Source organism: Citrobacter sp. MGH 55, assembly GCF_016906145.1.
GTDB lineage: Bacteria > Pseudomonadota > Gammaproteobacteria > Enterobacterales > Enterobacteriaceae > Citrobacter_A > Citrobacter_A amalonaticus.
Window position 1 is genome coordinate 4,337,676 of the sequence record NZ_CP070239.1, and the last position, 22,678, is coordinate 4,360,353.

Below are 22,678 nucleotides of genomic sequence, written 5' to 3' on the forward strand. Positions count from 1 at the left end.
GCCAACCGGGTGAATGACCAGATAGCGTCATTTATCACAGGTCATAAAAGGCGAAACCTCCGCACTGCGGAGGTTTCTTTTTTAAAGAGACAGAATCAGGCCATTACCACCCTGTCAGCCATGGCTTCTCGCCAGCCTCCTAGCCAGTACGACCTCTGATTCAGCGTCTGATAGGGACACATTTCTTTTGAGCGTCCGGCAATACCGGCCTGATAACCACGTTGATGTGCCCGTTCCAGGCGATCTCGTTTTTGTCTCTTCATGCCTCGTTTCCCTCATACTTAATATCTGGTGGAAAAGATAACAGTGATTACGAAGTGTGCAATCACACTAAACGAATACCGCGAATCCCCGGTTCCGTCAATGCGCAAAATTCACACAGGTGTCATATTTGTGAGCTAGTGAAAAACTCGGTTGTACAAAAAATGTGAACCGGAACAAGTTCCTGGCCCCTCTCTACGGCCAAAAAAAACCGCCTCAAACGCACGGTCTGAGACGGTTTTATTTACAAAATTTTAAACTATGGGATGCGCTTCAGCTCCTGAGCGATCGCCGCCGCTTCCTGACTCCAGACGTTCGCCAGCACTTTCACCATTTCATCGTAACCGTCCTGTGTCTGTATGGCTTCAATGTGGAACGGGCGCTTAATGAGACGTCCCTGATGGTTTAGCAGCCACTCACCGCTGACCACCACTTTGCCATCATAACGACCGTGGAAGCCGGTGACCGTCACGTTGAGCGTGTCCTGCACGCTGCCTAACGGTTGAGACGCCACCACCCAACCCGGCAATTGTGTACTCAGATTGGCAACCAGCGTATTGCGCAACTGTTGATCCAGCGGGCTGGCCCACAGATTATTATTGGCGATCACGTACTTTACATCGCTGGTCTGATAGACCACGCCATTGCCGGCCAGATAATCCGGCACTGCAACTTGCTCGACCCACAGCAGACGGTTACCCTGGCTTGCGGTACTCTGCGCGCCACCTTGCGCAACAGGAAGCTGGTAATAGCTTTTGTTATCCCCACTGGAACTGCACGATGTTAGCCAGAACGCCATCGCCACCACTAGCCACTTTTTCATTGTTTCGCCCTCTTCGGCTCTGGATCTTTCTTGTCCTTCGCTTCAAACACCAGCGCGTTACTCTTGTCATTCAGCGTTTTCAGCACCGGCTGTAGCTCGCGGAGCACCTGATCAAGACGTTGCATATCGGCCACCACCTTGTTGTAGGCTGCCGAACCCGGCTGGAAGCCCTGCATGCTGCGATTCAGTTCACGCAGAGTATTCTGCATATCTGCCGGCAGTTGTTGCATAGACTGACTGGACGTAATCTTGTTCATGTTATCCAGTGTCGTTTGCAGATGTTTCATCGTGCGCTGGCTTTCACTCAACGTATTGGTGGCCTGCTCAATCATCGGGTTCAGCGGCAGATTGTTGATCTTATCCAGCGCTTCCATCAGCCGCTGCTGAATTTGTGCCAGACCGCCGCTCACCGTCGGGATGATCTGATAACCGTTAAACTCGCGAATGCCAGTAATCGGCGGCTCTTTCGGATAGAAGTCCAGATCGACATACAACGCCCCGGTCACCAGGTTCCCGGTTTTCAGCGAGCCGCGTAAGCCCCGCTTCAGCAGGTCGGCCAGATGAGCGCCCACGTCGGTATCTTCACCCAACTGCGCTTTCAGACGCTCGGGTTCAATGCGCACCAGCACAGGAATACGGTAATCGTTGTTAAACACCTGACGCATATTTGGCGCAAAGAACGGCACTTTACTCACCGTCCCCAAACGAATACCGCGGAACTCCAGCGGCGCTCCCGGTTGCAGACCGCGGATCGAATCTTTGAAGAACATCAGGTAATCGATGTGCTCGGTGAACAGCGAATCCTGGATGCTTTTCTGATCGTCATACAGGCTAAAGGCGGCCTTCTCGGCAACCGGCTGACCCTGCTCAAGCCCTTCCGGTACGTCAAAGCTAACACCTCCGCCAAACAACGTCGTCAGCGAGCCCATTTCAACCCGCATGCCTGCGGACGTCAGATCCACGGCAATCCCGCTGTCTTTCCAGAAACGGACGTTACTGGTGACCAGGCGATCGTTAGGTGCATTGATAAACAGCTGATAGCTGATGCTGCGTTTTTGCGGATCAAAAGTACTGGTTTCCACCGATCCGACGCGATAGCCCCGGAACAAAACCGGATCGCCCGGACTAAGCTGACCGGCTTTTTTACTGTCGAGCACCACGCGGATCCCCTTGGCATCAGGCGGCGCCAGTGGCGGCGAATCCAGCAGATCATACTTTTCCAGTTTGTTACCTTTATTACCCGGCTGCAGTTCGATATAAGCGCCAGAAAGCAGCGTCCCTAAGCCACTGATCCCTTCACGTCCAACCTGTGGCTTCACCACCCAAAACACGGAGTCTTTGTGCAGCAGTTTTTCCATACCGGCGTTCAGGCGCGCTTTGATTTCAACATGCGTCAGATCGTCGGTTAGCGTGGCGCTTTCGACGACACCCACGTCAACGCTACGGCTTTTGATAGTGGTTTTTCCGCCCTCGATGCCCTCGGCATTGGTGGTAATCAGGGTCACAACCGGTCCCTGATGGCTGTAGTGATAGAACAGAACCCATGCCCCAATCAGCGCAGTGACGATGGGAAAAATCCACACGGGAGACCAGTTTTTTACCTTCTGGATTTTGGCTTCCCCACTTTTAGATTCCATGTTATCAGGACTCCTCATGGCCTGGTTCTGGTTCACGATCCCACGACAGACGCGGATCAAATGTCATCGCAGAAAACATTGTCATAATGACGACTAAAGCAAACATTAATGCACCCATTGCTGGATAAATATTCATCAAACCTCCCATGCGCACCAGCGCAGAGAGCACGGCGATAACAAACACATCAATCATTGACCAGCGACCAACAAACTCCACCACTTCATAAATCAGGTGCATGCGTTCACTGTCACGCTTGCCATGCCCTTTGGCGTCCCAGCACAGCCAGGCAATGGCGATCATTTTTAGCGTCGGCACCATAATACTGGCGATAAAGATCACCGCCGCGACCGGATAAGAGCCTTCACTCCAGATTAAAACCACCCCTTCAAGAATGGTGGAAGGCAGTTTCGACCCCAGTAAATCGGTGATCATGATCGGCAAAATATTCGCTGGAAGATACAGCATGATCGACGTGAACAGTAATGCCAGCGTCCATTGCAGGCTGTTTCTGCGGCGCACATACCCTTTCGTTTCGCAGCGCGGGCAAAGATGCTCATCCGCCGGAAGGATCGCCGTACAGCAGGAACAAGAGCGTAATCCCTGACGAATGCCGGGAACGCCAGGTGTTAACGTCTGTTTAACCACGGGCATAGGGGCGATGTCGTCCCACAGCCAGCGACGGTCAACACACTGAAACGCGCGGAGTTGCAGAATGCAGAAGAAGCACCAGGGGATAAAGCTGCTGCCGACGCCGATATCGCCGTATGCCATCAGTTTGACGAAACTTACCAGCACGCCCGCGAGAAAAATTTCCGCCATTCCCCAGCTCTTTAGCTGAAACAGAATGCGAGCCAGTTGGGCTTTGAGCTTTGCGGGCATTTGTACCCGATTCACCAACAACAGAATGGTTAACAGGCAAAACGCGGGAACCAGTTGAACGAAGAGTAAAAAGAACGTACCGAGACTGGCGTAATTTTCCGAAAACAGGACACCAGGGATTTGCATCAGGGTCACTTCACTGCTCACCCCAGCGACATTCATATTCACAAAAGGGAACAGATTCGATAAAAGCAACATAAACAGCGCGACTAACGCGTAAGCAGTGGGACGCTGTCTCGGCGCGTCCCACATCACCGTCAATGTTGTGCCACATCTCGGGCATGCCGCTTTCTGCCCATGCTCAAGGTGGGGCAATGCCACCAGCATGTCACACTGCGAGCACAAAATGTGCTTTGCGGCATGATGATGTTCGCACATGGTGTGCTCCTTAATTATGCACCATTCTTTAACGCTTCAAGATACTCCCAGCGCTCAAAGGCCTGCTCAAGTTCTTGCTCTGCTTTTGCCAGATCGGCCAAAACCTGTTGTGTCTGCTCATGAGGCTGGCTGAAAAACGCGGCGTCGGCAACCTGTGCCTGCAGGGCTTCCAGCTTCGCTTCCAGTTCTTCCAGCCGTTGCGGTAACTGTTCCAGTTCGCGCTGCAGTTTATAGCTTAGTTTGCTACTGGCGCGTTTTACAATTTCTGCTTTCGGGGCAACCACTTCCTCAGTTTTTTTCGCCGCTGGCTGTTTAAACGCCAGATGCTGTTCCTGTTGACTGCGTGCATCATGATAGCCGCCGACATAACGGCCGATTTTCCCGTTGCCTTCGAAAATCCAGCACTCGGTCACCGTATTGTCGACAAACTGACGATCGTGGCTCACCAGTAACACGGTGCCCTGATAACCATCAATCAGCTCTTCCAGCAACTCCAGCGTTTCGACGTCGAGATCGTTCGTTGGTTCATCGAGAATCAACAGATTGCTGGGTTTCAGAAAAAGACGCGCCAACAGCAGACGATTTCGCTCACCGCCAGACAGTGCGCGTACCGGGGTCATCGCCCGTTTCGGATGAAACAAGAAGTCCTGCAAATAGCCGAGCACATGGCGCGGTTTGCCGTTAACCATCACTTCCTGCTTACCTTCGGCGAGGTTGTCCATCACCGTCTTGTCTGGGTCCAGTTCGGCGCGGTGCTGGTCGAAATAAGCGACTTCCAGTTTCGTACCGACGTGGATACGACCGCTGTCCGGCGGCAACTGGCCTAACATCAGCTTCAGCAGCGTGGTCTTACCGCAGCCATTAGGACCGATCAGGGCAATTTTATCGCTGCGCTGTACCTGAGCTGAAAAGTCTTTCACCAGCTGTTTGCCGTCGACCTGGTAATCCACGTTCTCCATTTCGAAGACGATCTTACCGGAGCGGGTCGCCTCTTCGACTTGCATCTTCGCGGTGCCCATCACTTCGCGGCGTTCGCTGCGTTCGCGGCGCATCGCTTTCAGCGCCCTCACGCGGCCTTCATTACGGGTACGACGGGCTTTAATGCCCTGGCGGATCCACACCTCTTCCTGCGCCAGCTTGCGATCGAACTCGGCGTTCTGGAGTTCTTCGACGCGCAGCGCCTCTTCTTTCTCCACCAGGTATTGATCGTAATTCCCCGGGTAGGTCACCAGCTTGCCACGATCGAGATCGACAATGCGGGTCGCCATATTGCGAATAAAAGAACGGTCGTGGGAGATAAAAATAATCGTCCCATTGAACGACTTCAGGAACCCTTCCAGCCAGTCAATGGTTTCAATATCGAGGTGGTTGGTCGGTTCATCCAGCAGCAGAACGCGCGGATTACTGACCAGTGCACGACCCAGCGCGGCTTTACGCAGCCAACCACCGGACAGCGACGACAACGCGGCATTAGGATCCAGTCCTAACTGCGCCAGCACCTCATTGATGCGGTTTTCCAGTTGCCACAGATTGTGGTGATCGAGCTGCTCCTGCACTTTTGCCAGCTCATTTAAGTTTCTGTCGCTCGGATCGGTCATCACCAGACGCGAAATTTCGTGATATCGCTTAAGGTAGACCGCCTGTTCTTCGATGCCTTCCGCGACAAAATCGTAAACGGTGCCTTCAATATTGCGCGGAGGATCCTGTTGCAAACGGGCAACGATCAGATCCTGCTCATAAATAATGCGCCCATCGTCCAGACCCTGCTCACGATTGAGGATCTTCATTAACGTTGATTTGCCGGCGCCGTTACGGCCCACCAGACAGACGCGTTCGTTATCTTCGATATGCAGTTCTGCATTATCAAGAAGCGGCGCGTCGCTGAACGACAGCCATGCGCCATGCATACTGATTAATGACATTTACTTATCCTTTCAGGCCGCGGTAATCAACCAGCAGTTGTGGATTTGACGGTTACGGGCAAAGTCCTGGGAAAGCGTTTTTTGGGTGATTTCTTGTGCTTTCAGCCCCAGCGCCGCCAGTCCGTCAAGATCCATACGGAATCCGCGTTTATTGTTGGAGAACATGATCGTGCCGCCTTTACGCAGCAGACGTTTCAGATCTTTCATCAGCGTCAGGTGATCGCGCTGAACGTCAAAGGCATCCTCCATCCGTTTCGAGTTGGAGAACGTCGGGGGATCGATAAAAATCAGATCAAACTGTTCATTAGCTTCACGCAGCCAGGCCAGACAGTCGGCCTGGATCAGGCGATGCGCGCGTCCGCTCAAGCCATTCAGACGCAGGTTGCGCTCTGCCCACTCAAGATAGGTACGCGACATATCGACCGTCGTGGTGCTGCGCGCGCCGCCTAAACCTGCGTGCACACTGGCGCTGCCGGTGTAGGAAAACAGGTTAAGGAAGTCTTTGCCGTTGCTCATCTGCCCCAGCATCCGTCGCGCAATACGGTGATCGAGGAACAGTCCGGTATCCAGGTAATCGGTCAGGTTCACCCACAGGCGAGCGTTGTATTCGCTTACCTCGATGAATTCCCCCTTCTCGTTCATCTTCTGATACTGGTTTTTCCCTTTCTGCCGTTCACGGGTTTTCAGCACCAGCTTGTTCGGCGCAATCTCCAGCACCGACAAGGTGGCGGCGATGATGTCGAACAGTCGCTGACGCGCTTTCTGCGCATCGACAGTTTTCGGCGGAGCGTACTCCTGAATCACGACCCAGTCGGCGTAGCGATCGACCGCTACGTTGTATTCAGGCAGATCGGCATCGTACAGGCGGTAGCATTCAATCCCTTCCTGACGCGCCCATTTTTCCAGTTTCTTGATGTTTTTACGCAGACGGTTGGCATAGTCTTCCGCCACCGTTGCCGGTTTGCTGTCCGGCGTGCTTTCCGCTACATGGTAGTTTTTCTGCACACAGTCCAGCGGGCCGTTTTTCGCTTTGAATTGTTTGTCCGCGCGCAGTTGCAGGCTGCTTAGCAAATCCGGTGAGGCGCTGAACAAAGAGAGATTCCAGCCGCCGAACTGGTTCTTCATGGTGCGTCCCAGCAGGCTGTGCAGCGCAATCAGCGCCGGCTCGCTGTCCAGACGTTCGCCGTAAGGCGGGTTGCTGATCACCGTCCCGTAAGGACCTTTCGGCAGCGGATTGCTCAGCTTCGCCACGTCTTTGACTTCGAAGGTGATCAGTTCGCCAATCCCTGCGCGACGGGCGTTGCTGCGCGCGCGTTCGATCACTCGGGCATCACTGTCAGAACCGTAAAAACGCGAGGTATATTCAGCCAGACCTTTGCGGGCGCGGGTTTGCGCTTCCGCCTTCACGTCCTGCCAGATAGCGTCATCATGCTGCGCCCAGCCGCTAAAGCCCCAACGACCACGGTGTAAGCCCGGTGCGCGATCGGTTGCCCACATCGCCGCCTCAATCAATAGCGTGCCCGAACCGCACATCGGGTCGAGCAATGGAGTTCCCGGCTGCCAGCCAGAGCGCATCACAATCGCCGCCGCCAGCGTCTCTTTGATCGGCGCCAGACCGGTGCGATCGCGATAGCCGCGCAGATGCAGACCATCACCGCTTAAATCCAGCGCAATGCTGGCCGTGTCTTTATTCAGCCAGACGTTTACGCGGATGTCGGGCGATTCGCGATCGACATTCGGACGCGGCAGATTTTTACGCGTGAAGGCGTCAACAATCGCATCCTTGACTTTCATCGCGCCGTACTGGCTATTGCGAATGGTGTCGTTCAGCCCGCTGAAGTGGACAGCAAAGGTCGCACCCGGATTAAACATTGCCGTCCAGTCGATGGCCTGCACACCAAGGTAAAGGTCTAAGTCACTGTAAACTTTGCACTCACCCAACGGTAAAATAATGCGCGAGGCCAGGCGACTCCACATCAGGCTCTGGTAAACAAGCCGGGTGTCGCCCTGGAAATGGACCCCACCCTGAACCACCTGACACTCCACGGCGCCGAGGCTTTCCAGTTCAGTTTTTAACAGCTCTTCCAGCCCACGGGCCGTACTGGCAAACAAAGAATTCATAGCGTCACTTATACTCGAAGAAAATTGCTGCGCATTATAGCTAATATGGGCGCTATGTCATAAAGTTGAAGGCTTATTTCTTTCGAGGGACTGTACCGTGTTGACGTTATCCAGACTTTTCATCCACCCCGTCAAATCAATGCGTGGCATTGGGCTGACCCACGCTCTGGCAGACGTCAGCGGTCTGGCTTTTGATCGTATTTTTATGGTTACCGAAGCCGATGGCACCTTCATCACAGCGCGTCAGTTTCCACAAATGGTGCGCTTTACCCCCTCGCCCCTGCACGATGGCCTGCATTTGACCGCGCCTGACGGCAGCAGCGCGCTGGTGCGGTTTGCTGATTTTGCCGCCCAGGATGCGCCGACGGAAGTCTGGGGCAACCATTTTACCGCGCGAGTCGCCCCCGATGCGATTAATCAGTGGCTTAGCGGCTTCTTCTCCCGCAGCGTGCAACTGCGTTGGGTGGGACCACAGTTGACCCGGCGGGTTAAACGCCACGCGGGCGTGCCGCTCTCTTTTGCCGATGGTTTCCCGTATCTGCTGGTGAATGACGCTTCGTTGCGCGATCTGCAGCAGCGCTGCCCGGCGGGGGTGCAGGTTGAACAGTTCCGCCCCAATATCGTGGTCTCTGGTGCTACGGCATGGGAAGAAGACAACTGGAAAGTGATCCGCATTGGCGAGGTTATCTTTGATGTGGCGAAACCGTGCAGCCGCTGTATTTTTACCACGGTCAGTCCGGAAAAAGGGCAAAAGCATCCCTCCGGTGAGCCGCTGGCAACGCTGCAAACCTTCCGTACCGCGCCGGACAATGGCGATGTCGATTTTGGGCTGAACCTGATCGCCCGTAATAGCGGCGTGATTCGCGTGGGCGATGAAGTGGAGGTTTTATCGACCGGTCCGGCTCGCGTTTATGGCGCCGCCGACACCGGGGAGACGGTTGAAGTCGCGCAGCAACCGAATGCGACGGTCACCATCGACTGGCAGGGACAGGCGTTTCAGGGGAACAATCAACAGGTATTGCTTGAGCAACTGGAAAACCAGGGGATCCGGGTACCCTATTCGTGTCGGGCGGGAATTTGCGGCTGCTGTCGTATCAAACTGCTGGAAGGCGAAGTGAACCCGCTGAAGAGATCGGCACTTGGCGATGATGGCACCATCCTCAGCTGTAGCTGCGTGCCAAAAACCGCGCTGAAGCTGGCGCGTTAAACCGCCTGTTCCAGGCTGAAGCTGTGCGGACGAAACGACGGCTTCAGTCGGTCATTCATTATCTTAATCGCATCACCAAGCTGCATCGTCCGCCCGGCCACAACCACGCCGGGTTGCGCCAGCAGGCACAGCGCCGCATTTTCGCCAGGCTCTACCACTAACAGATTGATTTGTTCCTGGGTATCGCTCAGCCAGACACAGGCCGCATCGCCAGTGCCGGGTACCCAGTTTTCGCCGTGCGCCACAAAGTGCCAGCTTTTCGGCATTTGGGGTTTCAGATAGCGAATGGCCACCAGCGCATTGAGCACCAGTTCCGCTTTCTGGTCTTTAGAGAGCTCAAGGTCGCGGCACTTTTCTTCAAAGGAGAAGTACAGCGCGGCATCGTCAACGCAAAAACCGGACGGTGAGAATGCATCCGGGGTGAGCATTTTGCGGGCAAAACGCGAGCGAAATAACATGCCATTGGCTAAATCGAGCATCATTCGGTCATGCTCTTCGTCATAATACCAGCGCCAGTTATCGTCAGGTTTAATTCGCATTGTTTTCTCTCCCCTCTCCATCGCCCCGTTGCAAAATTGTCCTTTTTCGCCGCTTCGTTTATTACCTTAATAAGCAAAGCTTAAAATGTTTAAATAAGCAACAGTGAAAGAATATAAAACAACCAGGGGAGGAAATAAACCCCTGGTTGTCTGATATTCTGATAAAGAGAGAGAAAAAATCAAATATGGGTAACGATTTCTTTAATCAGTGGCGGACCTTTAAAAATAAAACCAGAATAAATCTGAACCAGCGACGCCCCGGCAGCCATCTTCTCGCGCGCGGCAATCACTGAGTCGATACCGCCAACGCCAATAACAGGCAACTGACCTTTTAATTCCTGAGACAGACGGCGGATAATTTCTGTACTTTTTAATTGCAGCGGACGACCACTTAAGCCACCCATTTGATCGCAATTTTTCATTCCCTGAACCAAAGAACGATCGAGTGTTGTATTGGTGGCAATAACACCATCAATATTATGGCGTACTAAACTATCGGCAACCTGGATCAGTTCTTCCTCAGAAAGATCCGGCGCGATCTTTACAGCGATCGGAACATATTTCTGGTGGATCTTTTGCAGATCGTTTTGTTTATTTTTAATCGCCGTAAGCAAATCATCCAGCGCGTCGCCATATTGTAATGAACGTAATCCCGGCGTATTTGGCGAGGAGATATTAATGGCAATATAACCGGCATAGGCATAGATTTTTTCCATACAAATCAGATAGTCATCTTTACCCTGCTCAACCGGCGTATCTTTATTTTTGCCGATATTAATTCCGAGCACCCCGTCATAATGGGCCTTTTTAACGTTCTCGACCAGGTTATCAACGCCGTGGTTATTAAAGCCCATACGGTTGATCAAACCTTCGGCATCGACCAGGCGGAACAGTCTTGGCTTATCATTGCCGGGCTGTGGACGCGGGGTCACGGTGCCGATCTCGATCGAGCCAAATCCCATCGCGCCCAGGGCATCAATACACTCCCCGTCCTTGTCCAGACCAGCAGCCAGACCAAGCGGATTTTTAAAGGTTAATCCCATACAGGTGACCGGTTTCGCCGGGACCTTCTGGCGGATCAACGCTTCTAGCGGCGTTCCCGTCACACGACGTAATTGCTGAAAAGTTAATTCATGAGCGCGCTCTGGATCGAGCTGGAAAAGGGCTTTACGAACGAAGGGGTAGTACATGAACTCTCCTGGATTCCCGGTGTGCAAACCGGGGGCGTATTATGGGTGATATCGAACAAAAAGGGAATTGACCTGCGGCAATAAAAAGCAAACGTTTTCCCTGTCAGCTTCTTTTTATGCAATTTTCAGCTTTTCAATTCCGCATAAATCATTTCGATTCCCGATTCCCCTCTGTCAGACTGCAAAAATTGTTATCAATGTTAAATAAAAGCGAACAATTGGTTATAAGGGGAGAATGCAATTATGCGCGTCATCACTTTGGCGGGAAGCCCACGCTTTCCCTCTCGATCCAGTGCTTTACTGGAATATGCCCGGGAAAAATTGAACGGTCAGGACGTTGAGGTGTACCACTGGAATCTGCACAACTTCGAGCCTGAAGATCTGCTGTATGCCCGTTTCGACAGCCCGGCACTGAAAACACTGGTCGCGCAACTGAAAGAGGCGGACGGCCTGATCGTTGCCACGCCGGTTTATAAAGCCGCCTATTCCGGGGCGCTAAAAACGCTGCTCGATCTGCTCCCCGAACGGGCGCTGGAAGGTAAAGTCGTCCTGCCTCTGGCGACAGGCGGTACCGTTGCACATCTGCTTGCCGTCGATTACGCGCTGAAACCGGTGCTCAGCGCCCTGAAGGCGCAGGAGATTTTACACGGCGTCTTTGCCGATGACTCCCAGGTGATCGACTATCAGCATAAGCCGCATTTCACGCCCAATTTACAGCTGCGCCTTGATAAAGCGCTGGAAACGTTCTGGCACGCCCTGCATCGCCGCGACGTTAAGGTTCCTGCTTTTGATACTGTGCGAGGTGCGGCCCATGCGTAATCTTCTCAAAGCTCGTACGGCATGGCTGGCATTCGCCGGACTGCTGGCCTTTTGCGGACTGACACAGGCGGCGGAGCCCTCACCTGATGCCCTGCGTATAGGCTATCAGAAAGGCAGCATCAGTATGGTCCTGGCGAAAAGCCACCAGCTGCTGGAAACGCGTTATCCCGGAACCAAAATATCCTGGATTGAATTTCCCGCCGGACCGCAAATGCTGGAAGCCCTGAACGTCGGCAGTATTGATCTGGGCAGCACCGGCGATATTCCGCCCATTTTCGCCCAGGCCGCTGGCGCAGATTTAGTGTATGTCGGCGTCGAACCGGCGAAACCGAAAGCCGAAGTGATTCTGGTGCCGGAAAACAGCCCCATCAAAACGGTGGCGGAACTGAAAGGCCATAAAGTGGCGTTCCAGAAAGGATCCAGCTCGCACAACCTGCTGCTGCGCGCCCTGCAACAGGCCGGGCTGAAATTTACCGATATCCAGCCGACGTATCTTACCCCTGCCGATGCCCGAGCGGCGTTCCAGCAGGGTAACGTTGATGCATGGGCCATCTGGGATCCTTACTATTCCGCTGCATTATTGCAGGGCGGTGTGCGCGTACTGAAAGACGGCAGCGATTTGAAGCAAACGGGATCGTTCTATCTCGCCGCGCGACCGTACGCTGAGAAGAACGGCGCGTTCATTCAGGGCGTGCTGGATACCTTCAGTCAGGCAGATGCGTTAACCCTCAGCCAGCGGCAGGAAAGCATTGCCCTGCTGGCGAAAACAATGGGACTGCCAGAGCCCGTGATTGCGTCATATCTCGATCATCGCCCGCCGACCCGCATTTCACCGGTCAGTGACGCTGTAGCCGCGTTGCAACAACAAACCGCAGATCTGTTTTACGACAACCGCCTGGTACCGAAAAAAATCGATATCCGCCAGCGCATCTGGCACCCCACTCAACAGGAAGGAAAATCATTATGAGTCTGAATATGTTCTGGTTTTTACCGACGCACGGTGATGGTCACTATCTGGGGACGGAGGAAGGCTCGCGTCCGGTGGATCACGGCTATTTACAGCAGATTGCGCAGGCGGCGGATCGTCTGGGATTCACCGGTGTGTTGATCCCCACCGGGCGATCCTGTGAAGACGCGTGGCTGGTCGCGGCATCAATGATCCCGGTAACTCAGCGACTCAAATTCCTGGTCGCATTGCGCCCGAGCGTCACTTCACCGACAGTCGCCGCACGGCAGGCCGCTACGCTTGACCGCCTCTCCAACGGTCGCGCGCTGTTTAACCTGGTCACCGGCAGCGATCCACAGGAACTGGCGGGCGACGGTGTGTTTCTCGATCACAGTGAACGTTACGAGGCCTCTTCGGAGTTCACCCAGGTCTGGCGTCGTTTATTGCAGGGTGAAACCGTCGACTTCAACGGTAAGCACATTCACGTTCGCGGAGCGAAACTGTTCTTCCCGCCCATCCAGCAACCCTATCCCCCACTTTACTTCGGCGGCTCTTCAGATGTCGCCCAGGATCTGGCCGCTGAACAGGTCGATCTTTACCTCACCTGGGGCGAACCGCCTGAGCTGGTGAAAGAGAAGATAGCCCAGGTACGAGCCAAAGCGGCGGCGCGTGGGCGTAACATTCGTTTTGGCATTCGCCTGCACGTCATTGTCCGTGAAACCAACGAAGAAGCATGGCGAGCCGCGGACCGGCTGATCGCTCACCTTGATGACGACACGATCGCGAAGGCGCAAGCGGCGTTTGCCCGAACGGATTCTGTCGGTCAGCACCGAATGGCGGCGCTGCATAACGGCAAGCGCGACCAACTGGAGATCAGCCCGAATTTGTGGGCCGGTGTGGGTCTGGTGCGCGGTGGCGCCGGGACCGCGCTGGTCGGCGACGGACCGACGGTGGCGGCGCGCATCAACGAGTATGCCGCGCTGGGCATCGACAGCTTTGTCCTTTCCGGCTACCCACATCTGGAAGAGGCGTACCGGGTCGGCGAACTGTTGTTCCCGCATCTGGACGTCGCGATCCCGGAAGTCCCACAACCGCAACGCCAGCATCAGCAGGGTGAAGCGGTGGCGAATGAATTTATCCCGCGTAAGGTTGCGCAAAGCTGAGGAGAACCGTGATGGCAACGCCAACGAAAAAGTGGTTGTTACGCGTTGCCCCCTGGTTTTTACCGGTGGGCATCGTCGCCGTCTGGCAACTGGCCTCCTCCATGGGCTGGCTCTCCGGGCGTATTTTACCCTCACCGGAAGGGGTGATCATCGCCTTCTGGACGCTCTCCGCCAGCGGCGAACTCTGGCAGCATCTGGCCATCAGCTCATGGCGTGCGCTGATCGGCTTTTCGATCGGCGGTTCGATTGGCCTGACGCTGGGGCTGATTAGCGGCTTATCGCGCTGGGGGAAACGCCTTCTGGACACCTCCATTCAGATGCTGCGCAACGTTCCACATCTGGCACTCATCCCGTTAGTGATTTTGTGGTTTGGCATTGATGAAACCGCGAAGATTTTTCTGGTCGCGCTGGGGACGCTCTTTCCAATCTACATCAATACCTGGCACGGGATCCGCAACATCGATCGCGGCCTGGTGGAGATGGCGCGTAGCTACGGATTATCCGGCTTTTCGCTGTTTATCCATGTGATCCTGCCCGGCGCCCTGCCCTCGATCATGGTCGGCGTCCGCTTTGCGCTGGGGCTGATGTGGCTGACCCTGATCGTCGCGGAGACCATTTCAGCCAATTCAGGAATCGGTTATCTGGCGATGAACGCTCGCGAATTCCTGCAAACGGATATCGTGGTTGTCGCCATTATTCTCTACGCCCTGCTCGGTAAACTGGCCGACGTCAGCGCTCAACTGCTGGAACGCGTCTGGTTGCGCTGGAACCCGGCTTATCATGTGAAGGAGGCCACCGTATGAATACCGCCCGTCTGAACCAGGGTACACCGCTCCTGCTGAATGCGGTAACGAAAAAGTACGCGGGTAACATCGTACTGAATCAGCTTGATCTCCATATCCCGGCAGGCCAGTTTGTCGCCATCGTCGGGCGCAGCGGCGGGGGAAAAAGCACCCTGCTACGCCTGCTGGCGGGGCTGGAATCGCCAAACGCCGGTGAACTGCTGGCAGGGACCACGCCGCTTCGCGATAGTCAGGACGACACCCGCATGATGTTTCAGGATGCCCGACTTCTGCCGTGGAAATCGGTGATCGACAACGTGGGACTGGGGCTGAAGGGCCACTGGCGGGACGCTGCGCGTCAGGCGCTGGCGGCGGTTGGGCTGGAAGAGCGGGCGAGCGAATGGCCAGCAGCGCTTTCCGGCGGACAAAAACAGCGTGTTGCCCTTGCGCGGGCGCTGATCCACCGACCTGGCCTGCTGTTGCTTGACGAACCGCTTGGCGCGCTGGATGCGTTAACACGTCTGGAGATGCAAGATCTCATTGTTTCGCTGTGGCAGGAGCATGGTTTTACCGTGCTGCTGGTGACACATGACGTCAGCGAAGCCGTGGCGATGGCCGATCGGGTGTTGCTGATTGAGGATGGCAAGATTGGACTGGATCTGACGGTCGACATTGCACGCCCCCGCCGCCTGGGATCGGTGCGTTTAGCGGAGCTCGAGGCCAACGTGTTGAGTCGGGTGATGCAGCGTGGGGTAACGGAACAGCCGATCCGACGGCATGGATAAGTATTCAGGACGTTGTAGGCCCGGTAAGCGTGAGCGCCACCGGGCATTTTGCCGGATAGCGGCGTTACCGCCTTATCCGGCCTACAAAAACGACAGGTCAACGTCTCAGGCTAACGCTTTGGTAACCTTCTCGTACAGATCGCCGGAAAGATTCTCCAGCCCTTTCAATTGTTCCAGCGCGGCACGCATTTTTTGCTGACGCTTCGCATCGTAACGTTTCAGACGGATCAAAGGTTCGATCAGACGTGACGCCACCTGCGGGTTACGGCTGTTAAGCTCGGTCAACATCTCAACCAGGAACTGATATCCGCTGCCATCTTCCGCATGGAACGCCGCCGGGTTACTGCCGGCAAACGCACCAATCAGCGAACGAATACGGTTCGGGTTGCTCAGGCTGAACGAACGATGTTTCAACAGACCGCGTACCGTATCCAGCACGTTATCCGCCGGGCTGGTGGCCTGCAGGATAAACCATTTGTCCATCACCAGACCGTCCTGATGCCAATTGTCGTCATACTCCTGCATCAGCGCATCACGGCACGGCAGTTGCGCCGCTACGGCCGCAGACAGCGCCGCCAGCGCATCGGTCATGTTGTTAGCTTCACGATACTGCTTACTTACCAGCGTGTCCGCCAGCGTCGTTTCACCAAAGGCCAGGAAGCGCAGGCAGGCGTTACGCAGCGTACGTTTACCGATGTCCGCATGCTCAACACGGTACTCCTCCAGCCGGTTGGCGTTGTAGATCGCCAGGAACTCATCCGCCAGTTCGGTCGCCAGCGTACGCGTTAACGCTTCGCGAACTTCAGCGATCGCCAGCGGATCGATGATATCAAACAGCTCAGCCATTTCTGTTGCCGAAGGTAACGTCAGGATCTCTGCCGCCAGCGCCGGATCGATCTTCTCATCCAGCAGCACCGCGCGGAACGCATCCGCCACATGCACCGGCAGAGACAGCGGCTGGCCCTGCTGATGGCGCGCCACGTTCAGCTTGATATACGTTGCCAGGAGACTTTGCGCCGCGTCCCAACGGGAGAAGTCATTGCGCGCATGACGCATCAGGAACGTCAGTTGCTGATCGCTCCACTTGTATTCTAGTTTCACCGGGGCTGAAAACTCGCACAACAGCGCCGGTACCGGCTGGAAGTAAACGTTATCAAAGACAAACGTCTGCTCCGCCTGAGTGAAATTCAGTACCGAATTTACCGGGTGACCGCCTTTCTGCAGCGGGATCACTTTACCTTCGTTGTCATACAGTTCGATGGCAAACGGAATATGCAGCGGCAGTTTTTCCGCCTGATCCGGCGTTGGCGGCGTGCGCTGGCTGAGAGTCAGCGTGTATTGTTCGGTTTCCGGATTGTAGTCATCTTTGACGGTGACAATCGGCGTGCCGGACTGGCTGTACCAGCGGCGGAAGTGGGAAAGGTCGACGTTGGAGGCATCTTCCATGGCCTGGACGAAGTCATCACAGGTCGCCGCACTGCCGTCGTGACGTTCAAAGTACAGTTGCATCCCTTTCTGGAAATTCGTCTCACCCAGCAGGGTGTGGATCATGCGAATCACTTCTGCGCCCTTTTCATACACGGTCAGGGTGTAGAAGTTGTTCATTTCAATGACCATGTCCGGGCGGATCGGATGCGCCATCGGACTGGCATCTTCTGCAAACTGCAGGCCGCGCATGGTGCGCACGTTGCTGATCCGGTTAACGGCACGGGAACCGAGATCCGAACTGAACTCCTGATCGCGGAAAACGGTCAAGCCCTCTTTCAGGCTCAACTGGAACCAGTCGCGGCAGGTAACGCGGTTACCGGTCCAGTTGTGGAAATATTCATGGCCGATCACGCGCTCAATATCGAGATAGTCTTTGTCGGTGGCGGTATCGGTACGCGCCAGCACATATTTGGAGTTAAAGATATTAAGCCCTTTATTCTCCATCGCGCCCATATTAAAGAAGTCGACAGCGACGATCATATAGATGTCGAGATCGTACTCCAGGCCGAAGCGCTCTTCGTCCCACTTCATTGAGTTCTGTAACGAGGTCATCGCCCACGGTGCACGGTCGAGATTGCCGCGATCCACGTACAGCTCCAGCGCGACTTCGCGCCCGGAACGGGTCGTAAAGGTGTCGCGCAGCACGTCGAAATCACCGGCAACCAGCGCAAACAGATAGCACGGCTTCGGGAACGGATCCTGCCACTGAACCCAGTGACGACCGTTTTCCAGTTCCCCCTCGCCGGTGCGGTTACCGTTGGAGAGCAGGAACGGATATTGACTCTTATCGGCAATAATTTTGGTGGTAAAACGCGCCAGCACGTCAGGGCGGTCGAGATACCAGGTAATATGGCGGAAGCCTTCCGCTTCGCACTGAGTGCAGAGTGCATCGCCCGATTGATACAGGCCTTCCAGCGCGGTATTCCGGGCCGGGCTGATTTCATTCACAATACGCAGCGTAAAACGCTCGGGCAGATTGCTGATCACCAGCGCACCCGCTTCTTCTTTATAAGCGGTCCACGGTTCATCGTTGACGTGGAGAGAGACCAGCGTCAGATCTTCTCCATCCAGTTTCAGCGGGGCATCCGATGCGCCATGACGAACAGCCTGGCTCACTGCCGTGACCACGGTTTTTTCAGCATCCAGGTCAAAGGTCAAGTCAATATCAGTAATCTGGTAATCCGGCGCACGGTAGTCGTGGCGGTATTTGGCTTGTGGCTGTTGTGTCATAAAAAAACCTTTAGCATCTTTTGAAGAGTCTCGACTCCAGTCTATTCCTGTTGCGGAAATCGCGCTACGCAGAATGTTTATCTTTTCAGGCACAAACACTCTTTTCGCTACATTTTTATAACACGAGGCACGAAATGCACTCGACCCTAACGTCAGCTTATGGTGTGATCAGGGTTCAATAAATCGCTAAACAAGGTATACTCCAGCGGTTTTCTTAGTTGTTTATTGTACTAAACGCTCCCGTGAGAGGATGCTACTGCGCACCTATGACACAATTCGCTTCTCCTGTTCTGCACTCGTTGCTGGATACAGATGCTTATAAGTTGCATATGCAGCAAGCCGTATTTCACCACTACTATGATGTGCAAGTAGCGGCTGAATTTCGTTGCCGAGGCGACGACCTGCTGGGTATTTATGCCGACACCATTCGCGAGCAGGTTAATGCTATGCAGCATCTGCGCCTGCAGGATGAAGAGTACCAGTGGCTCTCCGGCCTGCCCTTCTTCAAAGCGGATTACCTCAACTGGCTGCGCGATTTTCGCTATAACCCGCAACAGGTATCCATTAGCAACGACAACGGGAAGCTGAATATCCGCTTAATTGGCCCGTGGCGTGAAGTCATCATGTGGGAAGTCCCACTGCTGGCGGTGATCAGTGAGCTGGTCCATCGGTATCGCTCACCAGAAGTGGGTGTCGCGCAGGCCCTCGATACGCTGGAGACGAAACTAGTCGATTTCTCTGCTTTAACGTCAAGTCTCGATATGTCCCGCTTCCACCTGATGGATTTCGGCACTCGTCGCCGTTTTTCCCGTGAAGTGCAACAGGCTATCGTTAAGCGTTTGCAGCAGGAGTCGTGGTTTGTTGGCACCAGTAATTACGATCTGGCGCGTCGTTTGTCGCTAACCCCGATGGGCACACAAGCGCACGAGTGGTTCCAGGCGCATCAACAGATAAGCCCTGAACTGGCAACCAGTCAACGCGCCGCTCTCGCCGCATGGCTGAATGAATATCCGGATCAGCTAGGTATTGCGCTGACCGACTGCATCACAATGGATGCGTTCTTACGCGATTTTGGCAGCGAATTTGCCACCCGTTACCAGGGACTGCGCCATGACTCTGGCGATCCGGTTGAATGGGGTGAAAAAGCTATCGCTCACTATGAAAAGTTAGGTATCGACCCGCACAGCAAAACGCTGGTCTTTTCCGACAATCTGGATCTGAATAAAGCCGTCGATCTTTACCGGCATTTCTCATCTCGCGTGCAGTTGAGTTTTGGTATTGGCACGCGTCTGACGTGCGATATTCCGCAAGTTAAGCCGCTTAACATCGTGATCAAACTGGTGGAGTGCAACGGTAAACCGGTTGCCAAACTGTCTGACAGTCCGGGCAAAACCATTTGCCACGACAAAGCTTTTGTTCGCGCATTGCGCAAAGCGTTTGATTTACCGCATATCAAAAAAGCCAGTTAATCCTGCCAGGGAGCCGCTTCGGCTCCCTTTTAGCATTTATTTCTGAATTCTTTTCTTTTCCTGTTAATTCTACTTGTCTGATTGCAGATGCCAGGTAACATAGGAAATCCCCATTCCGGGGAACATGTGTTTATATATCGGACTATTAACAGAGAGAATATTATGAGCGTTGTGCCTGTAGCCGACGTACTCCAGGGCCGCGTAGCCGTTGACAGCGAAGTCACCGTGCGCGGATGGGTACGTACCCGCCGAGATTCAAAAGCTGGCATCTCCTTCCTCGCCGTTTATGACGGTTCCTGCTTTGATCCTGTACAGGCCGTCATTAATAATTCTCTGCCCAATTACAATGAGGAAGTGCTGCGTCTGACCACCGGCTGCTCCGTTATCGTCACCGGCAAGGTTGTGGCCTCTCCGGGACAAGGACAGAGTTTTGAGATCCAGGCCTCTGAGGTTGAAGTTAGCGGTTGGGTTGAAGATCCAGACACCTACCCGATGGCGGCGAAACGTCACAGCATCGAGTACCTGCGTGAAGTTGCGCACCTGCGTCCGCGTACCAACATGATTGGTGCCGTTGCACGTGTTCGCCACACGCTGGCCCAGGCGCTGCACCGTTTCTTTGATGAGCAGGGCTTCTTCTGGGTTTCCACTCCGCTGATCACCGCATCCGATACCGAAGGTGCTGGTGAGATGTTCCGCGTGTCGACGCTGGATCTGGAAAACCTGCCGCGTGACGATCAGGGCAAAGTGGATTTCGACAAAGACTTCTTTGGTAAAGAGTCCTTCCTGACCGTATCCGGCCAGTTGAACGGTGAAACTTACGCCTGTGCGCTGTCAAAAATCTATACCTTCGGCCCGACTTTCCGTGCGGAAAATTCCAACACCAGCCGTCACCTGGCGGAGTTCTGGATGCTGGAACCGGAAGTGGCGTTTGCCAACCTGAGCGATATCGCCGGCCTGGCGGAAGGCATGCTGAAATATGCCTTCAAAGCCGTACTGACCGAGCGTGCTGACGACATGAAGTTCTTTGCCGAGCGCGTAGATAAAGAGGCGATTAGCCGTCTGGAACGTTTCATTGAAGCGGATTTCGCCCAGGTAGATTACACCGATGCAATCGTTATCCTGGAAGAGTGCATTAAGAAAGGCAGAAAGTTTGAGAACCCGGTTTACTGGGGTGTCGATCTCTCCTCCGAGCACGAACGTTATCTGGCAGAAGAACACTTTAAGGCACCAGTGGTAGTGAAAAACTATCCGAAAGATATTAAAGCGTTCTATATGCGCCTGAACGAAGATGGAAAAACCGTTGCCGCGATGGACGTTCTGGCGCCGGGTATCGGTGAAATCATCGGTGGTTCTCAGCGTGAAGAGCGTCTGGATGTGCTGGATGCGCGCATGCTGGAAATGGGTCTCAATAAAGAAGACTACTGGTGGTATCGCGATCTGCGCCGCTACGGTACCGTGCCGCACTCCGGCTTCGGTCTCGGCTTTGAGCGCCTGATCGCCTACGTCACCGGCGTACAGAACGTTCGTGACGTGATTGCCTTCCCGCGTACACCGCGTAATGCGACGTTCTAAGATCGTTCACAAAAAGGCCAGCGTTGCTGGCCTTTTTTATCGCCTGAAATGTCAGTTTTTGTGAGTAATAAGTAAGCAATTCTAAGATCAACCCCCAAATTACCCACTCCTGTTACTGGGTATTACGTTGTAATATTTCTGCACAAAAAATAAACCGTAGCTTTCTTGCGGATTAGTATTTACTCACCCATTAGCACATTTTTTAAACAATCCAACAGCATTCCAGACGTCCAGATAATGCCATAAGCAAAACTGGAAATGTCTATTTTCTGTACGTTGCTTTTCTTTTATTCAAATTAAAGATAAGAAAATCATATAAATAGATATAAGTGGTGTGTTCTGGCGCTGAAATCGTTTCGAAATTTGATATCGTTCACAAAGTTCCAAAAATGAAATAATTAGTTACACATTTTTTCTTTCTGAAACCAATTTTTTATCTTTGTAGCACTTTCACGGTAGCGAAACGTTAGTTTGAATGGAAAGATGCCTGTCAGACACATAAAGACACCAAACTCTCATCAATAGTTCCGTAAATTTTTATTGACGTAATTTATTGACGGCAGTGGCAGGTGTCATAAAAAAACCATGAGGGTAATAAATAATGATGAAGCGCAATATTCTGGCAGTGGTTATCCCTGCCCTGCTGGTAGCCGGTGCAGCTAACGCTGCAGAAATCTACAACAAAGACGGCAACAAACTGGACCTGTACGGTAAAGCGGTAGGTCTGCACTATTTTTCTGATAACAAAGGCAACGACGGCGACCAGACTTATGCTCGTCTTGGTTTCAAAGGGGAAACTCAGATCAATGACCAACTGACCGGTTACGGCCAGTGGGAATATAACTTCGCCGGTAACAACTCTGAAGGCGGTTCTGACGCACAGAACAACAACAAAACCCGTCTGGCGTTCGCCGGTCTGAAATTCGGTGACGCGGGCTCCTTCGACTATGGTCGTAACTACGGTATCGTTTACGATGCACTGGGTTACACCGATATGCTGCCAGAATTCGGCGGTGATACTGCATACAGCGATAACTTCTTCGTTGGCCGTGTTGGTGGCGTAGCAACTTACCGTAACGCTAACTTCTTCGGTCTGGTTGATGGCCTGAACTTCGGTGTTCAGTACCTAGGCAAAAACGAGCGCGCAAGCAGCTACGAAGTTGACGCTACCGATCCGACCAGCACCAACTTCAGCGATGTTCGTCGTTCTAATGGTGACGGCGTTGGCGGCTCCATCAGCTATGAGTTCGAAGGCTTCGCTGTTGTAGGTGCTTACGGTGCAGCTGACCGTACTAATGCACAGCAAGATCCGGCACTGCGTGGCAGTGGCGAAAAAGCTGAGCAGTGGGCGACCGGTCTGAAATATGACGCGAACAACATCTACCTGGCGACCAACTACGGTGAAACCCGTAACGCTACTCCGATCAGCGGTGGTTTCGCCAACAAAACTCAGGACTTCTTCGTGT

General features: G+C 53.9%; 18 protein-coding genes. 9 read left to right on the top strand and 9 right to left on the bottom strand.

The window, feature by feature from the left end; translation table 11 throughout:
* Window positions 1-95 precede the first annotated feature (95 nt).
* The 6 genes from rmf to rlmKL all read right to left on the bottom strand — a co-directional run bounded on the left by rmf (window position 96) and on the right by rlmKL (window position 8,022).
* Window positions 96-263 (bottom strand): ribosome modulation factor, encoded by a 168-nt coding sequence (rmf, locus tag JTI98_RS17975; RefSeq protein WP_042320000.1) that lies wholly within the window; start codon window positions 261-263, stop codon window positions 96-98.
* 257 nt (window positions 264-520) lie between these two features.
* Window positions 521-1,084 (bottom strand): membrane integrity-associated transporter subunit PqiC, encoded by a 564-nt coding sequence (pqiC, locus tag JTI98_RS17980; protein WP_216081617.1) that lies wholly within the window; start codon window positions 1,082-1,084, stop codon window positions 521-523.
* Window positions 1,081-2,721: an intermembrane transport protein PqiB gene (pqiB, locus tag JTI98_RS17985; protein ID WP_216081618.1), complete on the bottom strand. Its 1,641-nt coding sequence runs from the start codon at window positions 2,719-2,721 to the stop codon at window positions 1,081-1,083. The genes pqiC and pqiB overlap by 4 nt, the downstream gene beginning before the upstream one ends.
* A gap of 4 nt (window positions 2,722-2,725) precedes the next feature.
* Entirely contained in the window at window positions 2,726-3,979 is a 1,254-nt protein-coding gene (pqiA, locus tag JTI98_RS17990) for a membrane integrity-associated transporter subunit PqiA (RefSeq protein WP_216081619.1), read from the bottom strand.
* A 14-nt stretch (window positions 3,980-3,993) separates the two neighbouring features.
* The gene (locus tag JTI98_RS17995) at window positions 3,994-5,901 is read right to left on the bottom strand and encodes an ABC transporter ATP-binding protein (RefSeq protein WP_058587875.1); all 1,908 of its coding nucleotides are present in this window, start codon (window positions 5,899-5,901) and stop codon (window positions 3,994-3,996) included.
* 12 nt (window positions 5,902-5,913) lie between these two features.
* On the bottom strand, window positions 5,914-8,022 hold the full coding sequence (gene rlmKL, locus JTI98_RS18000) for a bifunctional 23S rRNA (guanine(2069)-N(7))-methyltransferase RlmK/23S rRNA (guanine(2445)-N(2))-methyltransferase RlmL (RefSeq protein WP_216081620.1): 2,109 nt from the start codon (window positions 8,020-8,022) through the stop codon (window positions 5,914-5,916).
* Between the two features lie 97 nt (window positions 8,023-8,119).
* Here rlmKL and JTI98_RS18005 point away from each other — a divergent pair, with 97 nt between their 5' ends.
* The gene (locus JTI98_RS18005; RefSeq protein WP_054177190.1) at window positions 8,120-9,229 is read left to right on the top strand and encodes a YcbX family protein; all 1,110 of its coding nucleotides are present in this window, start codon (window positions 8,120-8,122) and stop codon (window positions 9,227-9,229) included.
* Here the strand turns inward: JTI98_RS18005 and zapC are convergent.
* Window positions 9,226-9,768 carry a cell division protein ZapC gene (gene zapC, locus JTI98_RS18010; RefSeq protein WP_043001167.1) on the bottom strand — a complete coding sequence of 181 codons (543 nt, stop codon included), beginning with the start codon at window positions 9,766-9,768 and terminating at the stop codon, window positions 9,226-9,228. The two genes, JTI98_RS18005 and zapC, sit on opposite strands and share 4 nt — an antisense overlap.
* 179 nt (window positions 9,769-9,947) lie before the next feature.
* Complete coding sequence (pyrD, locus tag JTI98_RS18015; RefSeq protein ID WP_043001168.1) at window positions 9,948-10,958, bottom strand: quinone-dependent dihydroorotate dehydrogenase; 1,011 nt, start codon at window positions 10,956-10,958, stop codon at window positions 9,948-9,950.
* 243 nt (window positions 10,959-11,201) lie between these two features.
* On the opposite strand from pyrD, the gene ssuE reads away from it, so the two are divergent.
* Genes ssuE through ssuB form a run of 5 tightly spaced genes read left to right on the top strand, consistent with a single transcriptional unit; the run spans window position 11,202 to window position 15,453 of the window.
* Complete coding sequence (gene ssuE / locus JTI98_RS18020) at window positions 11,202-11,777, top strand: NADPH-dependent FMN reductase (protein WP_043001169.1); 576 nt, start codon at window positions 11,202-11,204, stop codon at window positions 11,775-11,777.
* Window positions 11,770-12,744 (top strand): sulfonate ABC transporter substrate-binding protein, encoded by a 975-nt coding sequence (locus JTI98_RS18025; RefSeq protein WP_043001170.1) that lies wholly within the window; start codon window positions 11,770-11,772, stop codon window positions 12,742-12,744. The genes ssuE and JTI98_RS18025 overlap by 8 nt, the downstream gene beginning before the upstream one ends.
* Complete coding sequence (gene ssuD / locus JTI98_RS18030) at window positions 12,741-13,886, top strand: FMNH2-dependent alkanesulfonate monooxygenase (protein WP_043001171.1); 1,146 nt, start codon at window positions 12,741-12,743, stop codon at window positions 13,884-13,886. Before JTI98_RS18025 ends, ssuD begins: the two co-directional genes overlap by 4 nt.
* Before the next feature lie 11 nt (window positions 13,887-13,897).
* Complete coding sequence (gene ssuC / locus JTI98_RS18035) at window positions 13,898-14,689, top strand: aliphatic sulfonate ABC transporter permease SsuC (protein WP_216081621.1); 792 nt, start codon at window positions 13,898-13,900, stop codon at window positions 14,687-14,689.
* Window positions 14,686-15,453: an aliphatic sulfonates ABC transporter ATP-binding protein gene (ssuB, locus tag JTI98_RS18040; protein ID WP_043001173.1), complete on the top strand. Its 768-nt coding sequence runs from the start codon at window positions 14,686-14,688 to the stop codon at window positions 15,451-15,453. The genes ssuC and ssuB overlap by 4 nt, the downstream gene beginning before the upstream one ends.
* A gap of 105 nt (window positions 15,454-15,558) precedes the next feature.
* Here ssuB and pepN read toward each other — a convergent pair whose 3' ends face one another.
* Window positions 15,559-18,171 carry an aminopeptidase N gene (gene pepN / locus JTI98_RS18045; protein WP_216081622.1) on the bottom strand — a complete coding sequence of 871 codons (2,613 nt, stop codon included), beginning with the start codon at window positions 18,169-18,171 and terminating at the stop codon, window positions 15,559-15,561.
* A 266-nt stretch (window positions 18,172-18,437) separates the two neighbouring features.
* On the opposite strand from pepN, the gene pncB reads away from it, so the two are divergent.
* The 3 genes from pncB to JTI98_RS18060 all read left to right on the top strand — a co-directional run.
* On the top strand, window positions 18,438-19,640 hold the full coding sequence (gene pncB / locus JTI98_RS18050; RefSeq protein ID WP_216081623.1) for a nicotinate phosphoribosyltransferase: 1,203 nt from the start codon (window positions 18,438-18,440) through the stop codon (window positions 19,638-19,640).
* 162 nt (window positions 19,641-19,802) lie between these two features.
* Window positions 19,803-21,212 (top strand): asparagine--tRNA ligase, encoded by a 1,410-nt coding sequence (gene asnS, locus JTI98_RS18055; RefSeq protein WP_044256319.1) that lies wholly within the window; start codon window positions 19,803-19,805, stop codon window positions 21,210-21,212.
* Between the two features lie 601 nt (window positions 21,213-21,813).
* The coding region (locus JTI98_RS18060) for a porin (RefSeq protein WP_216081624.1) at window positions 21,814-22,678 on the top strand (865 nt) is incomplete at its 3' end.